Source organism: Candidatus Dependentiae bacterium, from assembly GCA_026389065.1.
In the GTDB taxonomy this organism is placed as follows: domain Bacteria; phylum Babelota; class Babeliae; order Babelales; family Chromulinivoraceae; genus JACPFN01.
Window position 1 is genome coordinate 1 of record JAPLIP010000037.1, and the last position, 17,522, is coordinate 17,522.

Genomic DNA, 17,522 nt, shown 5'->3' on the forward strand with positions numbered 1-17,522 from the left:
CAACATAGAAGACGTTCTATAAAAAATTATCTTGGACTACTATTTTCACGCTCTTCCATTACTTGCGCAGCAAAAGAGGCTCGATCTTTTGGTATGAGACCAACAAGCTCAGAGCTTATTGATAATTTTTGAATTGCCTCAGGGGTAAAATAACGACGAGCAATCCGCTGATTTTGATCCACCATTTCAGACAAACTTGTTGAGCTTCCATCTACATATTCCCAAAAAGCGTTTATAACAGCTCGTCCAGACTTTGACTTTTGTAATTTCTTATAACGATCATTCGATATAAACATTTGTATTTTTTGAAAAAGATCTAATTTTTCTTGGAATTGCCTACCGTCTTTAGAAAAAATAATATCAAACGGCGTTCCACATCCAGCAGCAAAAAGCAACCAGTCAGAGCCTGCTTCTAACAATTTTCGTACGGTTTTTGGATAACTCGTAGCTTTACAGCAAGCGTAATGCAATGGAGTTAAACCGCCAAAATCCCTGAGGCTTGGATCAGCGTTTGCATCCAGAAGAAGTTGCACAATTTCACTTACCGCTTGATTATCACGATACATAACAGCGTGAGATAGAGGTGAAAAGCTATCGTTTGAAAGATTTGGATTAGCCTTTGCGTTAAGCAACTTGCGAACCAAAAAAACATCCTGCCGCTGAGCAGCCATAATTAATGCAGTTGTTTTCAGGCCAGAAGATAAAACAATAGTCTCGTCGGGGTTTGAAAAATCTATTTTTTCTCTCCACTGACTTTCAAATAAATCATTTTGCCTTTTAGAATCTTGAAGCATCTGAAAATATTTCAAATCTGCATCGCTTGCAAAAATCACTGAGGAAACAAAGCTAAAAAAATAAAAACGAGAGGAAGTTTTCAAAGACACCGCTTTTCCTTAAGGTTATAAATTTTTAAATCGCAGCTACAAAAAAGAGGCGCCAATTAGGCGCCTCTTTATAAAACAATATTACATCAAATGTTTTTTCAAAATATCTTGCATGATTTTTGGATTTCCTTTTCCACCAGATGCTTTCATACAAGCACCAACGAAAAATCCAAACACATTTTGTTTTCCAGCTTTATACTGTTCAATTAAGGCTGGATTCTCTTGTAAAATTGTTAGTACAATTTTTTCCAGCTCTTCATGTGAACCAATTTGCTTTAAGCCTTTTTGCTCAACAATACTCTCTGGGCTTCCTCCGCTTGTAGCAATAAGTTCAAACACTTCTTTAGCCGCAGTATTATTAATTACGCTTGCATCAAGCATTTCAACTAATTTTGCTAATTTTTCAGGTGTAACAAGGCAATCTTTTAATTCTATTTTTTGTTCGTTTACCAAGCCAATAATATCACGTAAAAACCAATGCACCGATGATTTTTTTGGATACAAAGTCATCACAGCTTCAAAATACTTTGTGTACTCAACATCAGAAACGATAACATCAGCTTCGTATGCTGAAAGTCCCCATTGAGAAATATATCTATTATATTTTTCATACGGAAGCTCTGGTAAATCATTTTTTATCAAAGCAAGCTGCTCATCTGTAATTTTTATCAACGCTAAGTCAGGATCTGTACAAAAACGATAATCTGCAGATTCTTCTTTTGAACGCATCGGCATAGATTTTCTATTTTTAGAATCCCAGAGCCTTGTTTCTTGACGAATTCTTTGTCCAGACTCAAGAGCTAATATTTGACGCTCTGTTTCATATTCAATTGCATCAGAAATAAACTTAAATGAATTAATATTTTTTAGCTCACAGCGAGTGCCAAGAGTTTGGCTATCTTTTTTACGAACCGACAAATTTGTATCTGCCCGAAAAGATCCTTCTTCCATGTTGCAAGTGCTAACACCCAAATACTGCATAATTAAACGAAGCGCTTTAAGATAGGCTTTTGCTTCGCTTGCATTTTCAATATCTGGCTCAGAAACGATTTCAATTAAAGGAGTTCCTGTTCTATTTAAATCAACATAACTTTCACCTGTTAAATCAGAATGAGAGTTTTTTCCGGCATCTTCTTCAATGTGAATTCGATTAATACGAATTTTCTTTTCAGTGCCATCATCAAGTCTAATCATAACATATCCGCCCTTGCAGATCGGAAAGTTGTTTTGAGTGATTTGATAATTTTTAGGAAGATCTGGATAAAAATAATGCTTACGATCAAATTCAGAAATTGCAGATATTTGACAATTTGTTCCAAGTCCTGCCATCACAGCAAACTCTGCCACTTGATGATTTAAAACAGGAAGCACTCCAGGATATCCAGTGCAAATCTCGCAAATATTTATGTTTTGCTGATCAGTTAAAGCATTTGAACAAGAACAAAAAATTTTACTTTTGGTATTTAATTGAACGTGCACTTCAATACCAATATCCATTCTATAATCAGTATATCTTTCAAGAACAAAAGATTTTTCCACTGTTTTTCCTTAGATCTTTTTATATGTACAAATGCTTTTATTTTTCTTTAATGCCAAAATCATGTCTGGCAATATAATCATTGCTCATCAATGTAATCATGCAGCTAAAATCTTTTTCAAGCTGCAAAATAGAATTAAATTCTATGCTTGATATAAAATCAAAAACTGGACCATTAACCTCAAAACATATATTTTTCTTTACATATTTTGACTGAATTTCAACTTTTAACTTTCTTAAAATCTCATAACTTTCTGCTCGAACAGAAGGTAATCGTCCAAGCCCCATGCAACAATGACACACATTTGTTAACTGACGCATGAGTGTTTTGCCTGAGCGCTTTCTAGTCATTTGTACAATTCCAAATTCTGAAACCTGCAAAACAACAGCCTGAAATTTATCAAGCTCTTTTAAGGTTTGTTCAAAATAGGAAACTAATTTTAATTTATTTTTAGCGTTTGCCATATCGATAAAATCAATAACGATAAGTCCACCAATGTTTCGCAATTTTAGTTGCAAAACGACTTCTCTTGCAGCTTCCAGATTAGTCTTAGAAATTGTATCTTCTAAGTTGCCTTTGCCTATAAATCGTCCAGTATTTACATCAATTACAGTTAAAGCTTCTGTTGTTTCAATAATAATTGAGCCGCCAGATTTGAGTGATACTTTTTTTTCTAACGCTAACTGAATTTGTCTATCGATATCATATCGATCAAACAAATTACCCGTACCTTCATAGAGCTTTACTTTAAATCTAGACTCGGGAGCAACTTTGCTTAAATATGCATAAATTTGGTCCTGGTTTTCTTTACTGTCGGTGATAATTTCTTCAATGTCATTATCTAAATGATCTCGAACAACTTGCAAAGAAACGTCTACATCTTGATAGATTTTTGTTTTTGTGGCAGCGCTTGCATAGCTTGATAAAATATTTGCCCAGTCAGAAGTTAAAAACGAAAGATCTTTTTGAATCTCGCCTTCGCTTTTTCCTTCTGCAGAAGTACGAATAACAGCGCCCATACCAGATGGCAAATGTTTTGAAATAATCTCTTTTAATCGAACTCGCTCTGCGCGGTCTTCAATTTTTTTTGAAACGCCAATGCGTGGGATATTTGGAGTAAGAACAATGAACCGTCCAGGCAAAGTAAAACAAGTTTTTAATTTTGCGCCTTTTTCATCTACAGGTTCTTTGCTAACTTGAACTAAAAGGTCTTCGCCTTCTGTCAAGATTTTTGCAATATCCATTTTTTCAGATGATACGCGAGGCTTAACCTCTTCTTCTCCATCCTTAATTTCTTCTACCACATCAGTTCCCATGATGCGACCGATAGCAAGATCATGATCAATTTCTGATATATGTAGAAAACCCGCTCTTTCTTCGCCGATATCAACGAAAGCTGTTTGTATTCCAGGAAGTATTTTTGAAACTCTTCCTTTAAAGAATGCTCGCTCAAGCTCTATGGCTGTGCTTTTGCCAAAAAATAAATTTTCTAATTTATTTTCGCGAACAATGGCAATTCTGGTTTCCCAGGGACTTTGATTTATTATAATTTTTTTCATTTGACCAAATCTTTTTTACGTTTAAAAAATTTTTCCTCCACTTTGAGTATACACCATTCTACCAAGCAACAAAGTTTTACAAGCCTTTTAAAGACAAATCTAAAATCTTTAAATAAAAGTGGGTATAAACTCAATGCTTTAACAATTTCTTTATAAATGGCTGCCAATCAATTATTACGACCAGAAAGTCTCATTGACTTTTCTACAGAGCAAAATAAACTGTTTGAAAATCAAAAGCTTTCTAAAAAAATAAAAACAAAAAAATAAAAAGGTTTATCTCATGCAAATTTCGTCTAAAAAATTTATATTGTTCTCATTGCTTCTTGCAACATTTCTTGGCGGCTGTAAAAAAAATAAAAAACAGTCTGATCAAGACAATGGTTCATTCTTTTCTAAATCATCTAAAAAAGCAACTCCTGCTTCATCTGCAGAGCCATTTGAGCTTGACAACGATTCTATGAAAACATTTGCTCTAGATGATAAAATTTCAAAACATCGCCCAGCTACGAAATCATCACAAAAGTCATCAGACAATCCATTGTTCTCATGGGAAAATGTAGGCGCAGAAGAAAGCAAGCATCAATTTAAAACACTTTACTTTGATTTCAACGTTGACACATTAAAGCCAAGCCAAAATGCAGCATTATCACAAGACATTGCTCAAGCTAAAAAAATGATCAAACAAGGCAAAACGCTTGTAATTGAAGGACATGCTTGTCACTCTGAAGGATCAGCAATTTACAACCTTGCCCTTTCTGAAAGACGTGCTCGCTTCGTTGCACAAAAATTTGCTGAAGAAGGAATCGATTCTTCTCATATTAAAATTGCTCCTCGTGGTCAAGAAATGCCAGTTAGAAAAGGCGGAAATAGAAAACAACAAGCTGTTAACAGACGTGTTGAAATCTTTGCTCTTGACGCTCAACACAAAAACTAAGAATTTTAGAATTTAGATTTAAGCTAAAAAAAGCGACTGCGTAAAACACAGTCGCTTTTTTTATGCACTTATTATTTTTTTATTTGCCTACGCAAAAAGATTGAAAAACTTGATTTAAAATAGCTTCGCTAACATTGCGACCAGTCATTTCAGAAAGTAAAACCAATGCTTCTTTAAGCTTGCACGAGACGATTTCATACTCAACGGATTTTCTATCAAGCATTAAGGCCACTTCTTTTAAACTAACCAAGAACCTTGTTAAAAGATCATGCTGGCGTTTATTTAGCAAACAAGTTATTTCATCAGATCCCTTAAGATCGCTTATTTTCTTTTCAATCAACCCAAAGAGTTGATCAACAGACTTGCCTTCTTTTGCACTGACCGAAACAGTTGGAGCTTCAAAATAAAAACTTTGACTGGAAAGACTTAAGTCAGTCTTATTTTTCACCAAAATAATTTTTGATCCATGTTTTTCTACGATGTCTTGATATGATTTCTTTTCTAGCTCTGATAACTCCTGAGATCCATCAATGACCAGTAAAATAATATCTGAACCTTCTGCTTCTTGAAACGATCTATCGATTCCCTCTTGCTCAATTTGATCATCTGTTTTCCGAATTCCAGCAGTATCGACAACTGTTAAAAAATCTCCATTTCTAAATAATCCAGCCTCAATAGTATCTCGAGTTGTTCCAGGAATTGGAGTGACAATTGCTCGTTTTTTTTCAAGCAAACAGTTAAAAAGTGATGATTTTCCAGCGTTTACCGAGCCAATCAAAACAATTCTAATGCCTTCTTTAATATACTGCTGCTTAGAAAATGTTTTCAAAAGAGACTCAATTTTTACAATAAGGCTATTCATTTTTATAGATATATCATGAGCGAATTCAATTTCTTCATCTATAAATTCAAAACTAGCTTCACAAAATGCAACCATTTCAATCACAGAAAGCTCTGCCTGAGCTATCCATGAGGAAAAACTACCCTGCAACTGAGACAAGCTATATTTTAAAGACTGTGAATTTTGAGCATGAATCAAATCATTAATTGCTTCTGCCTGGAGTAAATCAATTTTTCCAAACATAACGGCTCTTTGAGTAAACTCACCGTTGCCAGCCAAGCGAGCACCACACTCAATTGCTCTGTCAATAATTTTTTCAACTAAAAATTGATTATTATGACAGGTAATTTCAACAATGTCTTGACCTGTAAATGTTTTTGGAGCTTTCATCAAAAGAAATAAAACTTGATCAATATGCTTACCATCACCATCAACAACATGACCATAGTGAATGGTATGGGTTTCTTGAATAGATATTTTTTTATTCGCCGGCAACGAGCAAAACTTATCTGCAACGGATAAGCAATCAAGGCCAGAAATCCGAATTAATCCAATGGCGCCAGAGCCCTGAGGGCTACAAAGCGCTACTATTGTTTGTTCGTGATGAGCCAGTTGCTGCCGATCAACGAGATTCTCAAATTTATTATTATGAATTATTTGAGTCATTGTTATTAGAATTATTGTTAGAGCTTGGCTTTTTTAAATCATCGTTAACACCAGGTTGCCTTGGTGAATAATAACGAGACCGCCTTCTATTGCGATAGCTTTGTCGACCTTCCTCTGAGTCATCTGAGCTTGGATGCGGCAACTGCCTTTGGGGAATATCTTGAAGTCTTCTTTCTGGTCTTTGAGGCCTATCAGCCCGAGGAACAGATGTTTCTAATTTTTTTTCTTGGTTTTCTGTATTTATTTGAGGTTGTACAGGCTTAAGCTCTCTTTGTTGAAATCTTTGTGGCTGCCTAACCGGTCTTTGATCTTTTGATTGAAAATCATTAGACCTAGGAGCCTGATATCTATCATTTTGCGGCCTAGATGGGCGCTCTTGGAGATTTTTATCTTGAGAACTTTGAGGCTTGTTTGCATGATCACGAGAAGCCTGAAGTTGATTCGATTGATTTTTTATTGGTTGCGCTTGATTAGACGGTTGCTCTTTAGGAGCCTGAGGTCTTTGCTCAAATGGTTTTTGTATATTTTGTTGAGGCTTTTTAGGAATTGATGATTGATTTTGTGATGCCTGAGGAGCCGCGTCTTTAGAAGTTGTATCTCTTTGCTGATTATCAATTTGCTTTTGAAGTGATTGATTATCAAAAAGACCTTCATAGGAATCCTGGTGCAAAACACCCTCTCCGCGAGAAGATAAGATTTCTTTTTTAAAAAATAATGCAATCTTTGCTTTTTTTGAACCAAATCCCAAAAAGCCAGATTGAGCTTCTTCTAAAATCTTTACGAAAAATTCTTTTGGCATATCGGCTTTTTTCAACGCCTCTTCAATAGCCTTAACGACCGTTGCGCCCTGTGCGATGACGGATTTCATCGAATTTCTTGTGTGCATAGTTTTTTACCCAAAAAATGTATCTGCTTATTATGATGATAGCTTATTATAAAGAGATCTGCGATTGCAATAGTTTGAAAAAATTTTGGAGTGGGAAACGGGACTTGAACCCGCGACCTTTGCCTTGGCAAGGCAACGCTCTACCAACTGAGCTATTCCCACATATTGATAACTCTTTAAAGTTTAGCAACTTTGACAAGCATGTCAAACCGCTTTTAGCTCAGAGCGCAGATTATACAGCACAAAAAACCAATTCTAGAATTATTCTTGATATTTTCACTACTTTGTTGATACTTGTAGTGCTTAAAAACCTACTAACTCAGGCGAAAAAACATGATTGGATCAATATTTGGAACAATTTCAAGCATTCAAGATAATAAACTCATTGTTAACCAAGCTGGGATTGGATTTGAGATTTTTTGCCCCGAGGCAAAAAGCCTAACTGCAAAAGAAGAGATAACTTTACACATTTATTTTCATTGGTCACAAGAAAATGGTCCAAGTTTATTTGGTTTTACGCAGTCAGTTGCAAAAGATGTCTTTTTATTGATTATTAATTGTCCAGGAATTGGCCCAAAGCTTGGTATTTCAATCTTAGAACAAACAAGCGCTTCAAATTTTTTACAAATGATCAGCGAAGAAAATATGTCCGGGCTTAGCAGTCTAAAAGGGCTAGGAGCAAAAAAAGCCGAACAACTTTGCATTCAGTTAAGAGAAAAAGCACCAAAGCTTCTTAAGATTCATCCACACCTAGCTACGCAAACTTCACTTGGCGCATGGGGAGATTTGCAGGACACTTTAAGCTCTTTAAATTATTCATCTCAAGAAATTAAACAGACTCTACATGTGTTAAGAGAAAATACGCCAGGAGAAGCTCCTGTCTTTGATATTCTTTTAAGAAAAGCACTTACACTGCTAGCTAAAAAATAACTCTATAAATTTATAATGTTTTGATTATGCTATGAGCATATTTATGTTTCTATAAGCAGAGTTTACCTTGATTAATTTAAAAACAATCGTACATGCCATTGATATTCCATTGGCTTTTTTATTTTTAATATCTGGAATTATCCTATCTTTTCTGACTAACTTTCCGCAGCTTAGAAAATTCAAACAGTTTTTGCATATTATCCAGCTTAAACAGTCCGATCATTCAACTAAAAATACACTAAGCCCCCTTCAGGCGCTTTACACTGCAATGTCAACAAGTCTTGGCATGGGAAATATTTTAACCCCGCCAATTGCTATCGCCATTGGTGGTCCCGGAGCTCTTTTTTGGATGGCAACATATGCTTTTTTTGGATCAGTAACTAAATTTACCGAAGTCACATTTGCTGTAAAATTTAAACGCTATGCAAAAGACGGGTCTATCATTGGTGGCCCAACTGGATACCTTTACCAAGTGCACCCTTTTCTTGCCAACTGGTATGGAGCATTAAGTATTTTTATTTTTTCAGCCTGGTCAGCCCTCCAATCAAAAGCTCTCGCAACAACATATGCTTACCATGGGGTTCCAGAATATATCACAGGAGCTTTCATAGCCCTGTTTATTTTTTTCATGCTGATAAGCGGAACAAAAACGATAGGTCTGTTTGCCTCTAAAATGGTTCCCATCATGTACATTCTTTATTTATTTACTTCATTTTTTATTATCTTTGCAAACATTACAGCGCTCAAGGCAGCTATTATTTCAATTTTTACCCATGCTTTTTCACCGACTGCTGCGCTTGGTGGCTTTGTTGGATCTTCAGCTTTAATTGGACTTAGGCAGGGAGTTTTTAAAGGAGCCTTTACCACAGAAGCTGGAATTGGAACTGCCGCTATTCCTCATTCATACTCCGACACAGACAATGCAACAAACCAAGGCATTTTAGGGATGTACTCAATTTTCATGAATACATTTTTATGTGTAATTTCAGGAATTGTTGCGCTTGTTACAAATGTTTGGACCCTGGGAATTACATCGAACGAGCTGGCTTTGTATGCGTTTAAATCAGCTCTTCCAACGTTTGGTCCAATTGCATTAACTGGCGTTATAACCATGTGCATAATTGGTGCAACCCTTGGAAATAGCTTTAACGGGAGTAAGTGTTTTGGATTTTTTACAAATAATCGATGGCTCAATATTTATTATATTTTTGTAAGCATCTTTATTTTTTTAGGAGCTTTGATTGATACGCCAATACTTTGGGATATCGCTGACGGCCTCTTACCATTAATTGTCGTCCCAAACCTTGCAGGATTATTTATTTTAACGTTAAAAAACAAAGAAGAACTATCTCGTTAATTTAATTTATGGAAAAATTATGAAACTATTGTTTTTCAAAAAATCATTATGCCTTTTGTTTACACTCTTTTATTCAACCGTAACGACAGCCTCATTCGATCAGCTAAGCAAAGAAAGAAATAATTTTTTTAAAGACTTAACCGACGATAGATCAACAAATATATACCTATACAATCAAGCGCTAGAAAAACCTTATTTACTACAAGGCCCAATTAAATTTCATCCAACCCAAACGGCCGCAACGATATGCATTAATACAAAAAGATATGAACTTCTTTTGTCCTTTTTAAATAACAACATCCCAATAGATCTTATAACTCAGAGTAAGCCTAGATATACAAATTCTCAAATCAGAGAAGGAAAATACGGCCCATATTCGACACCGCTCTCTTCAATATGCTCTCAGTATGACCCTGCTTGCTCAGAAATTAGAGCTCAGGTTATTCATGCTATGCTCAAAAGAAATCCTGATCTTCCATCGATCCCTGACGAATGCGGAACTTATCCTATAGACAAATGCTATCACCGCAAAACAACTCATTCTCTACTTGCATTTGGACTAAAACCCAAAGATCTTTATTTAAATTATCAGATTGTATCGTATCGACATGATCCATACCAAAGCTCAAATGAGTCAACACCAATGTCTCAGTCGAGCCAAAACAATAATGACTGCAAAGAATTTGAAACTGAAAACCTTTAAGACAAAATATATGCCTACAAATCACTTTGTCTTTGTAAAATTTGATCAACGCTTACGATTTCATCATATTTATGAGCCTGAAAACCAAGCTGGATTATTTCATCTAAAAGCTCCATCGGCCTAAGACCTTCTTCTGCAGCCTGATGAAACAAGCATGTCGCAGGAGTTAAGGCTGGCAGCGTATTACACTCTAAAATCACAACGCGTTTTTTACCGGTTGAAGACTGCTGGTCTGTTTGAAAAAAACAATCAATCCTGCTATATCCTGTACAATTCATAGCCACAAAAGCATCTCGCACGGTCTTTTGAACCATTGCAATGTCTTGAGGCAAAAGCCTTGCAGGGGTTTGATTTTCACCAGCTCCTGGTAAAAATTTTTCTTCACTCGATAAAATTCCAGCCTTTGCAACCGATTCGCTTGGGGCAAGAGCTCTTGGATTTTCATTACCAACTACCCCTACCGTAAGCTCCATGCCAAAAATTCTTTCTTCGATAAGCGCATGCTCTTTTGTTTTAAAAACATTTTGCAATGCCTCTTGAAGCTCTTGATCGTTTTTAGGCGATGAAACCATCGTACTGCATCCATCATCATGAGGCTTTACAATGCAAGGAAAGCCAATTGTTTTTATAAAAGATAAAATAGATTCTTTGTTAAAATCAGATTTTGAAACAAGCAAAGACTTAGGAACTTCAAATCCCTTAGCCTTCAAAAAATTTCCTGTTTTAAACTTATCCATACACAAAGCGCTTGCAAAAACAGACGGGCCATTGTAAGGCAAGCCAAGCATCTCAAGGGTTCCTTGAACAACGCCATTTTCACCCTGCCCGCCATGCAATGCAATAAATACAAAATCTGTAATGTTTTTCAAATCTGACCATGCAATTGGGCGAGCGCTCGATAAATTTGCATGAACTTCACGAGTTGAAGTATGAACCAACAATCGATTATCTAAAATATAAAGCTTCATATTGCTATCAACAAACACTGGCGTGACTTCATACTTTTCAGGCGAAAGCTTATAACAAACATTGCGACCCGAATTAAAAGAAGTCTCTTTTTCATTACTTGCACCACCAAGAAGTACAGCTACCCTTATTTTTTTTGTGACAATTTTTTTTGTTTCTTCTTTTTCCATTTTGTAACTTTTCAACTCAGTTTTAATAAGATGATTAATCAATTCTGAGTGCCCTATTCCAACCTCTGCCGCTTGTCTAAATAAAAATGTTGAAGGGCCCATTCCAGAAAGAGGATTACTATCAATGATTACCACTCGCTTGTCTTTGGTTAAAAACCCATCAATTCTAGACATATTTGTAAACTCTAAAGCCTGCATTGTTTTTATACAAGTATCTTGAATGAGCTTGAGATCCTGCTGGCTACAAAGTGCTGGTGTTCTTTCATTGACAGCACCTGGCATATATTTTTGATTATAATCAAAAACGTCAGTATTTTCCTGGAGCAATATTTCTGTTGGGGGAAAGGCAACCAATTCACCGGTTTTTTCATCAGTAATGACAATGCAAGTAAACTCCATGCCATCTAATTTTTCCTCTACCAAAACGCCCTGTCCCACATCACCGCTAACAAAACATGCTTTAGTTATACGGTCTTGTAGTAATTTTTTATCATAAACAACAAAGACCCCAAAGCTTGAGCCTTCACTGTGCGGCTTGATAACTACTGGAAAATTTATATTCGATTCTTGAAACTTGTTTTCAATTTTTAGGTCATCATAAGAAATTACATCTTGAACAGAAAGACTAAATCCTGAAGGAGTCAAGACTCCTTGATTTTGCAAAAAATGATTATGTAAATATTTATTCATGCCAAGCGAGCTACCAAGAACCTTAGACCCTAAATATGGTATTTTAAATAATTCTAAAATTGCTTGCAAGCGACCATCTTCTGCATATTTTCCATGAGTGGCAATATACATAAAATCGATTATCCCAGAAAGATCATCCCAAAAAATCTTTGTCGCTTCATTTTGCAATCTATGCTCAAAGTCTGCAATTTTTCCACGATATAAAAACGACCATGGTAACAAAAATAAATCGCCACTTGCAGCTTGAAATATTGGTATAGCTTTAAAAAGATTGGTGTCTAAATGATCACAAATAGTTCTGCCAGAATTAAGAGAGACTTCTCGCTCAATTGATTTACCACCCAAAAGCACACCAACTCGTAACATGATCAACCCCGAATAACCTTGCATGAAAGAAATTTAACATTTATCCTTTTAAGCTTACATAATTCAAATGATTTTGTTCAAATTATTTTAATTAAAAAAATGCGTATTTAATTTTACAACCAGATCGATTTAATTTATAGTTACCCTTACACTTTGCACCCAAGAAAAAGAAAGTTTTTATGCTTCCAAAAAACAATTTGCTCGTATGGATAGACCTTGAAATGTCTGGCCTTGATTACAACCAAGAAGTAATCTTAGAAATAGCCACAATCATTACAGATGATGAACTTAACATTATTGCAACAGGACCAAATTTAATCATTAAGCAACCAGATGAGATCTTAGATCGCATGAACCCTTGGTGCATCGAACAACACAGCAAAACTGGCCTTACGCAAAAAGTAAAAGATTCAACTATCACCATTGAACAAGCAGAAGAAGAAACATTAAGATTTTTAGAACAGTACTGCCAAAAAGGCACCGCCCCGCTGTGTGGAAACACAGTATGGTTTGATAAAATATTTCTAAAAAAAGAAATGCCACTGCTTGTAGATTTTTTACATTATCGAGTAGTTGATGTAACTGCTTTTAAAATCATGCTTGGTCGATGGTCAGGCAAAGATATAGTCTTTAAAAAAGCTAACACACACAGAGCCCTTGATGATATAAAAGAATCAATTGAAGAGCTCAAGTTTTACAAGCAGCATTTCATCACGATTCCCGCAGAAATACCCAAAAATATTTAAAAAAATAAAAAGAAGGCGTAATTGAAGTTTTGTATCAAAACATTTAATCCAAACAAAGCATTAGGAGCTTTTATGAACAAACTAACACTATGCACAATACTTTTAAGCTGTGGATTTTTATCAGCGTCTTTTGAAAAAGATTCAAGAAGAGCTGCTAAAATCGAGCGTGAAGAGCAAGGCATAAAGTTAAAATCGAAAACAGCAGAAGAGTTTTACAAGGCAAAGGTAGAAAGAAAATTAGAAAATATGCGCAAGCAAGAAGCGAAAATGCAACGACACAAGGAAAAAACTTCTCACAAATAAAATAATTTTTAATTAGGGGTTCACTTATGAAACAGCTTTTATTTTGTGCATTATTAGCATCATCAAGCTTTTTGCTTTCATCTGAAAAAATAAGCAAATCTAGCTCAGGGTCAATTTCTAGCCCTACTTTTAAATCACCAAAATCTCTTGGGACAATGCTAACTCAAGATTTTTTACAAGAGTGCGCTAACTCAAACAGCCAAAATCCTCTTGTTGTTGCACTCCTGCAACATATCTACTCAACAGAAAATAAAGATGCTATCTGGACTCTTTATTGCAAAAGCAAAAAAAGCTAAAATATTCAGCTCGTTTTAAAATCGTCACTATTTTTAAGCCACAGGATCTATGGTAAAAAATAGTGACGATTTTATTTTATAACCTTTAAGATCTGAAAAAAGCTCAATCATCTCGCTTCGCGAAAACGACTTTAGAAATAATTTTTGACTATAAACAGCTTTCACTTTGTAAACCATTGCAGGAATAGGACCAAGAACCTGCACATCAAAGCCTTGTTTTTGCGACATATCACGCAGACACTTTGCAAACATTTTTGCATCTCGCTCAACAACCAACTGATCAGCTCCCTTTAATTCAACTTCTGCAATGTGCTTAAATGGTGGATACTGCGCGTCTGTACGTTTTTGAATTTCTTCATCATAAAAAGTTTGATATTTTTTTTCATCAACAAAGCTAAAAATCTTATGCTCATCGAAAGCTTGTACAATAACCGTACTTTCATGTGACTGCCTGCCCGCTCTACCGGCCACCTGAATAAGCTGCTGCAGAGCTGTTTCTGCGGCATTGTATATGGGAAAGTGCAAATTTAAATCTGCCCATAAAACACCTACCAATGTTACACCGGGGAAATGGTATCCCTTGGTAATTGACTGAGTTCCCACTAAAATATCAATTTGACCAGACTGCATATCCTCAACGGTATTTGCCCAGCTTCGTTTTTTTACGGTACTATCTAAATCTGCACGCTCAATGCGAGCTTGGGGAAAAAGTTTTTGCAATATTGAAACTACCTGCTGAGTTCCAATTCCTTTTTTTAAAAATTCATTACTACTTATCTGGCATGTTGGACAGGCTGGAGGAATTGCTTGCCTGTGCGCACAATAATGGCACAAAAGACTATTGTCTTGATGCAGCGTCAAGCTCACTGAGCAATGGTTGCATGAAAAAATAAAACTACAGGTACATTGAACAAAAAAGCTATAACCGCGACGGTTTAGAAAAATAATAGTTTGCTCTTTATTTTCTAGTCGATTTTCAATTGCACCATGCAACTCATCAGTAATCCAAAAACTTTTTCTTTTCTTTTTAGTTTTTAAAGACGCAAACTGAATTTTTGGAAAGTTTCCAGCAAAGCGCGTGTGCATCATAAGCAGCTTCCATCCACGCTTTTTTACATTCCATAAAGATTGAAGTGATGGAGTTGCAGACCCTAAAACAATCGGAACTTTATACATTGATGCTTTTAAAATCGCCATATCGCGAGAATGAATTTTGGGATGTTTTTTTTCCTGATACCCGCTGTCATGCTCTTCATCAATAATAATTAAACCAAGGTGTGCAATTGGTAGTAAAACAGGCATATGGACGCCAACAATAATCATTGGCCTTTGCTCAAGTAAATTCTTCCACAACAGTCGTTTTTGACCAACTGGAGCAGCACTATGAAAACCAAAAACAGGAATGTCTTTAAAGAAAGTTGCAAATATTTTTTCAAATCTTAAGGCAAGGGCTACTTCTGGCAAAAGCAATATGACCGCTTTTCCTTGCTGCAATGCATCAGATGCTATTCGTTTATAAATTTCAGTTTTTCCAGATCCGGTTACACCATGAAGCAAAAAAGTTTGGTGCTTTTGCTCTAAAACATATGGGGCTATTTGATTGTATACCGACTCTTGCTCATCGGTGAAATCAACCTTTTGAGAAATAGTTAAAATCGGCTGAGAAGCAGGCTGATCTTCATTTTCTTTTTCTGATAAAAATTTTTCTAATCGCTGTAAAAAATATAAAGCGTCTGTTTGACAATAATTGCTTATTTTATCGATAAACGAACTGTATAAATGATCGCTGGGAAATGGATATACGCAAACAATTGGCTTAATTTTAAATTTATACTCTACCAAGGGATCTGCTATTTCTGATACAACCGCAGGAACAATGCGGTTCGATAAAGGAACTTTTACCAGCGTCCCTGGAATCATTTTATGCCAAAACTCTTCTGGCACAGAATAGGTAAAAAATTTTTCAGCATACTGAAGTAGGCGAACATGTATCAACATCTTTTTTTATCTTTTGCTACAAAGAAAATCTTTTTTGTTTCATAAAAAGTGTATCAAGACTACAAAAATTAGATACCAAGCAAGCATTTAATGTTTTTAATTAAGGCTTATTTTTCATCATCCGGTTCATAAAACTTTTGCCAGTCAGCCTCGTATTCACTTGACTGAGGGCCGTGCCATAATTCATCGACAATGTCTGGCCTAGATTTTACATATTTGTCGTAAGCAATTTTATATTTTAAATATTTTTCATGCTCTATTTTCATGTCAGCCAAGTCTTGCTGCGAAAGCTCATCTTTGCCAACTAAGTCAACGTAGCCAGAATCGTCTTGTGACAAAATTATAAAATTAGGTTTTTGCTTAAGCACAATTTCTTGCCATTTTTCTACAACTTCAACATAGTTTTCTATCTTCATGTATAATTTTGGAATATCTTCAAATCTCTTGTCTGAATAATCTTCATAGGCTTTATCAAAAGCTTCTTGCTCTTGTTGGCTTAAGCCTTGAAGCTTTGCCTGTTTTTTTATTTCCCAGTTATCCCATAAATAAACACTTTTTTCATCTCTTGTTTTGCCTAAGCTTAGCCATTCCCAGTTTAATCCGTTACAGGTATATATTTGATTGTGATTTTTATCACCCCAAGCCTCTAGAAACATTACCAATTGACCCAATGAAAAGCTTTCTGTTCTAGCCCCTTCTGGTATTCCATATCCATCTGCATCAACCGTTATTTTTAAAAATAGTTTTTTCATATTGCTTTCTTTTTTATCTTATAAGGAACTTGCGTGACAATATTTATATCTTTATCGTGTTTTTTTATAACAATGGATAATTCTTGCTCTCCATGTTTTATATATTTTGCTATCTTTGTATCATTGGCAATGAATTCTTGAATTTCTTGATTTTCAAAAAGATTCCAACTGTTTTTTAAAATTGTTTGTTCGTTCCATGAAGTATGAAACTCTGTTTTAGTAAACTTTTCTTTTGTAAAGCAATCTTCAAATAAGAATTCCCAGCACCCTGTTGGTAGTTGTTTCTTATCAATAATTTGTATCAATCCTTTTTCCGCTAAGGCCTCAGTGCTTCCTGCTAAATGTCCTCCAGAAAATTTCACCTCTAATAAGCCAGTAGCTTTATTGTTTTTAAACGCTACTTCATAATTTAAAGCATGTTCAAAATCCATATTTACTCGTTTTTTTAATCCATTTTCTGTTATCCATTTTGTTGAAAATTCCTGACGCAATTTTATGTCAATAATAACATTTGCCTCTTTAACAAGATTTTCAATAAGAGTTTTTATCTCTTTGCATAGCTCAACATTGCTGAGTGGTATTTTCCCACCAAAATTTTGTATGTCTGACAAAATTTCAGTAATTGATCTTGTAGCAGCTCTTGCTTCTATTGCAGTAACTCCAGCTTTTTCTAAAAACTCTGTAATTGGTACGAGCTCTTGAGCAACGCTTTTTTGCATAAAAGTTTCAAGTTCTTGAGTTGCTTGAGAAATACTTTCAGCTGCAGATGCAAATGCAGGCTCATGGCCCATAAAGCCAGAAACATACTCAATAGTTCGCATCGTTCTTGATTGTGTTTGTAAAATGCCTGCTACAGCTCCCACTGCTTGCGTTGCCTTATGCATAAAAATACAATCAGTCGTAAACTTTGTGGCCATCTTGACTCGCTGTGGACCCG

The 17,522-nt window shown here is 35.4% G+C and carries 16 protein-coding genes and 1 tRNA gene; 7 read left to right on the plus strand and 10 right to left on the minus strand.

What is annotated here, in order from left to right; genetic code table 11:
- Nucleotides 1-26: 26 nt before the first annotated feature.
- The 3 genes from NTU89_02540 to NTU89_02550 all read right to left on the minus strand — a co-directional run bounded on the left by NTU89_02540 (nucleotide 27) and on the right by NTU89_02550 (nucleotide 3,981).
- A complete protein-coding gene (locus NTU89_02540) occupies nucleotides 27-884 on the minus strand; it encodes an ankyrin repeat domain-containing protein (protein MCX5923422.1) in 858 nt (285 codons plus the stop codon).
- Nucleotides 885-965: 81 nt separating this feature from the next.
- Nucleotides 966-2,423 (minus strand): Asp-tRNA(Asn)/Glu-tRNA(Gln) amidotransferase subunit GatB, encoded by a 1,458-nt coding sequence (gatB, locus tag NTU89_02545; protein MCX5923423.1) that lies wholly within the window; start codon nucleotides 2,421-2,423, stop codon nucleotides 966-968.
- 37 nt (nucleotides 2,424-2,460) lie between these two features.
- Entirely contained in the window at nucleotides 2,461-3,981 is a 1,521-nt protein-coding gene (locus tag NTU89_02550; protein ID MCX5923424.1) for an Rne/Rng family ribonuclease, read from the minus strand.
- 280 nt (nucleotides 3,982-4,261) lie between these two features.
- Here NTU89_02550 and NTU89_02555 point away from each other — a divergent pair, with 280 nt between their 5' ends.
- A complete protein-coding gene (locus tag NTU89_02555) occupies nucleotides 4,262-4,915 on the plus strand; it encodes an OmpA family protein (GenBank protein MCX5923425.1) in 654 nt (217 codons plus the stop codon).
- Nucleotides 4,916-4,994: 79 nt separating this feature from the next.
- Here NTU89_02555 and mnmE read toward each other — a convergent pair whose 3' ends face one another.
- From mnmE to NTU89_02570, 3 genes are all read right to left on the minus strand, one after another.
- On the minus strand, nucleotides 4,995-6,422 hold the full coding sequence (gene mnmE, locus NTU89_02560; protein MCX5923426.1) for a tRNA uridine-5-carboxymethylaminomethyl(34) synthesis GTPase MnmE: 1,428 nt from the start codon (nucleotides 6,420-6,422) through the stop codon (nucleotides 4,995-4,997).
- Nucleotides 6,403-7,290 carry a Jag N-terminal domain-containing protein gene (locus NTU89_02565; protein MCX5923427.1) on the minus strand — a complete coding sequence of 296 codons (888 nt, stop codon included), beginning with the start codon at nucleotides 7,288-7,290 and terminating at the stop codon, nucleotides 6,403-6,405. Before NTU89_02565 ends, mnmE begins: the two co-directional genes overlap by 20 nt.
- Nucleotides 7,291-7,394: 104 nt before the next feature.
- A tRNA-Gly gene (locus tag NTU89_02570) sits at nucleotides 7,395-7,470 on the minus strand.
- A 171-nt stretch (nucleotides 7,471-7,641) separates the two neighbouring features.
- Between NTU89_02570 and NTU89_02575 the strand changes: the two genes are divergently transcribed.
- From NTU89_02575 to NTU89_02585, 3 genes are all read left to right on the plus strand, one after another.
- Complete coding sequence (locus NTU89_02575) at nucleotides 7,642-8,238, plus strand: Holliday junction ATP-dependent DNA helicase RuvA (protein MCX5923428.1); 597 nt, start codon at nucleotides 7,642-7,644, stop codon at nucleotides 8,236-8,238.
- A gap of 67 nt (nucleotides 8,239-8,305) precedes the next feature.
- The gene (locus NTU89_02580) at nucleotides 8,306-9,595 is read left to right on the plus strand and encodes an amino acid carrier protein (protein ID MCX5923429.1); all 1,290 of its coding nucleotides are present in this window, start codon (nucleotides 8,306-8,308) and stop codon (nucleotides 9,593-9,595) included.
- A gap of 19 nt (nucleotides 9,596-9,614) precedes the next feature.
- The gene (locus NTU89_02585) at nucleotides 9,615-10,298 is read left to right on the plus strand and encodes a hypothetical protein (GenBank protein ID MCX5923430.1); all 684 of its coding nucleotides are present in this window, start codon (nucleotides 9,615-9,617) and stop codon (nucleotides 10,296-10,298) included.
- A 14-nt stretch (nucleotides 10,299-10,312) separates the two neighbouring features.
- On the opposite strand, the gene NTU89_02590 is transcribed toward NTU89_02585, so the two are convergent.
- A complete protein-coding gene (locus NTU89_02590) occupies nucleotides 10,313-12,490 on the minus strand; it encodes an ATP-grasp domain-containing protein (GenBank protein ID MCX5923431.1) in 2,178 nt (725 codons plus the stop codon).
- Nucleotides 12,491-12,669: 179 nt separating this feature from the next.
- On the opposite strand from NTU89_02590, the gene orn reads away from it, so the two are divergent.
- The 3 genes from orn to NTU89_02605 all read left to right on the plus strand — a co-directional run bounded on the left by orn (nucleotide 12,670) and on the right by NTU89_02605 (nucleotide 13,835).
- Nucleotides 12,670-13,236, plus strand: coding sequence for an oligoribonuclease (gene orn, locus NTU89_02595; protein MCX5923432.1), 567 nt, complete (start codon nucleotides 12,670-12,672; stop codon nucleotides 13,234-13,236).
- 72 nt (nucleotides 13,237-13,308) lie between these two features.
- Nucleotides 13,309-13,539: a hypothetical protein gene (locus tag NTU89_02600; GenBank protein MCX5923433.1), complete on the plus strand. Its 231-nt coding sequence runs from the start codon at nucleotides 13,309-13,311 to the stop codon at nucleotides 13,537-13,539.
- 26 nt (nucleotides 13,540-13,565) lie between these two features.
- On the plus strand, nucleotides 13,566-13,835 hold the full coding sequence (locus NTU89_02605; GenBank protein MCX5923434.1) for a hypothetical protein: 270 nt from the start codon (nucleotides 13,566-13,568) through the stop codon (nucleotides 13,833-13,835).
- Nucleotides 13,836-13,868: 33 nt separating this feature from the next.
- On the opposite strand, the gene priA is transcribed toward NTU89_02605, so the two are convergent.
- The 3 genes from priA to NTU89_02620 form a co-directional block, all read right to left on the minus strand.
- A complete protein-coding gene (priA, locus tag NTU89_02610; GenBank protein ID MCX5923435.1) occupies nucleotides 13,869-15,833 on the minus strand; it encodes a primosomal protein N' in 1,965 nt (654 codons plus the stop codon).
- A 107-nt stretch (nucleotides 15,834-15,940) separates the two neighbouring features.
- Complete coding sequence (locus NTU89_02615) at nucleotides 15,941-16,585, minus strand: hypothetical protein (GenBank protein MCX5923436.1); 645 nt, start codon at nucleotides 16,583-16,585, stop codon at nucleotides 15,941-15,943.
- A partial coding sequence (locus tag NTU89_02620) for a hypothetical protein (GenBank protein MCX5923437.1) occupies nucleotides 16,582-17,522 on the minus strand: 941 nt, incomplete at its 5' end. The genes NTU89_02620 and NTU89_02615, both read right to left, overlap by 4 nt.

Bases quoted from the DNA above. Each gene is read 5' to 3' on its own strand.
- NTU89_02550 (MCX5923424.1), bottom strand. From the start codon at position 3,981: ATGAAAAAAATTATAATAAATCAAAGTCCCTGGGAAACCAGAATTGCC.
- NTU89_02555 (MCX5923425.1), top strand. From the start codon at position 4,262: ATGCAAATTTCGTCTAAAAAATTTATATTGTTCTCATTGCTTCTTGCA.
- mnmE (MCX5923426.1), bottom strand. From the start codon at position 6,422: ATGACTCAAATAATTCATAATAATAAATTTGAGAATCTCGTTGATCGG.
- NTU89_02565 (MCX5923427.1), bottom strand. From the start codon at position 7,290: ATGAAATCCGTCATCGCACAGGGCGCAACGGTCGTTAAGGCTATTGAA.
- NTU89_02575 (MCX5923428.1), top strand. From the start codon at position 7,642: ATGATTGGATCAATATTTGGAACAATTTCAAGCATTCAAGATAATAAA.
- NTU89_02585 (MCX5923430.1), top strand. From the start codon at position 9,615: ATGAAACTATTGTTTTTCAAAAAATCATTATGCCTTTTGTTTACACTC.
- NTU89_02590 (MCX5923431.1), bottom strand. From the start codon at position 12,490: ATGTTACGAGTTGGTGTGCTTTTGGGTGGTAAATCAATTGAGCGAGAA.
- orn (MCX5923432.1), top strand. From the start codon at position 12,670: ATGCTTCCAAAAAACAATTTGCTCGTATGGATAGACCTTGAAATGTCT.
- NTU89_02600 (MCX5923433.1), top strand. From the start codon at position 13,309: ATGAACAAACTAACACTATGCACAATACTTTTAAGCTGTGGATTTTTA.
- NTU89_02605 (MCX5923434.1), top strand. From the start codon at position 13,566: ATGAAACAGCTTTTATTTTGTGCATTATTAGCATCATCAAGCTTTTTG.
- priA (MCX5923435.1), bottom strand. From the start codon at position 15,833: ATGTTGATACATGTTCGCCTACTTCAGTATGCTGAAAAATTTTTTACC.
- NTU89_02615 (MCX5923436.1), bottom strand. From the start codon at position 16,585: ATGAAAAAACTATTTTTAAAAATAACGGTTGATGCAGATGGATATGGA.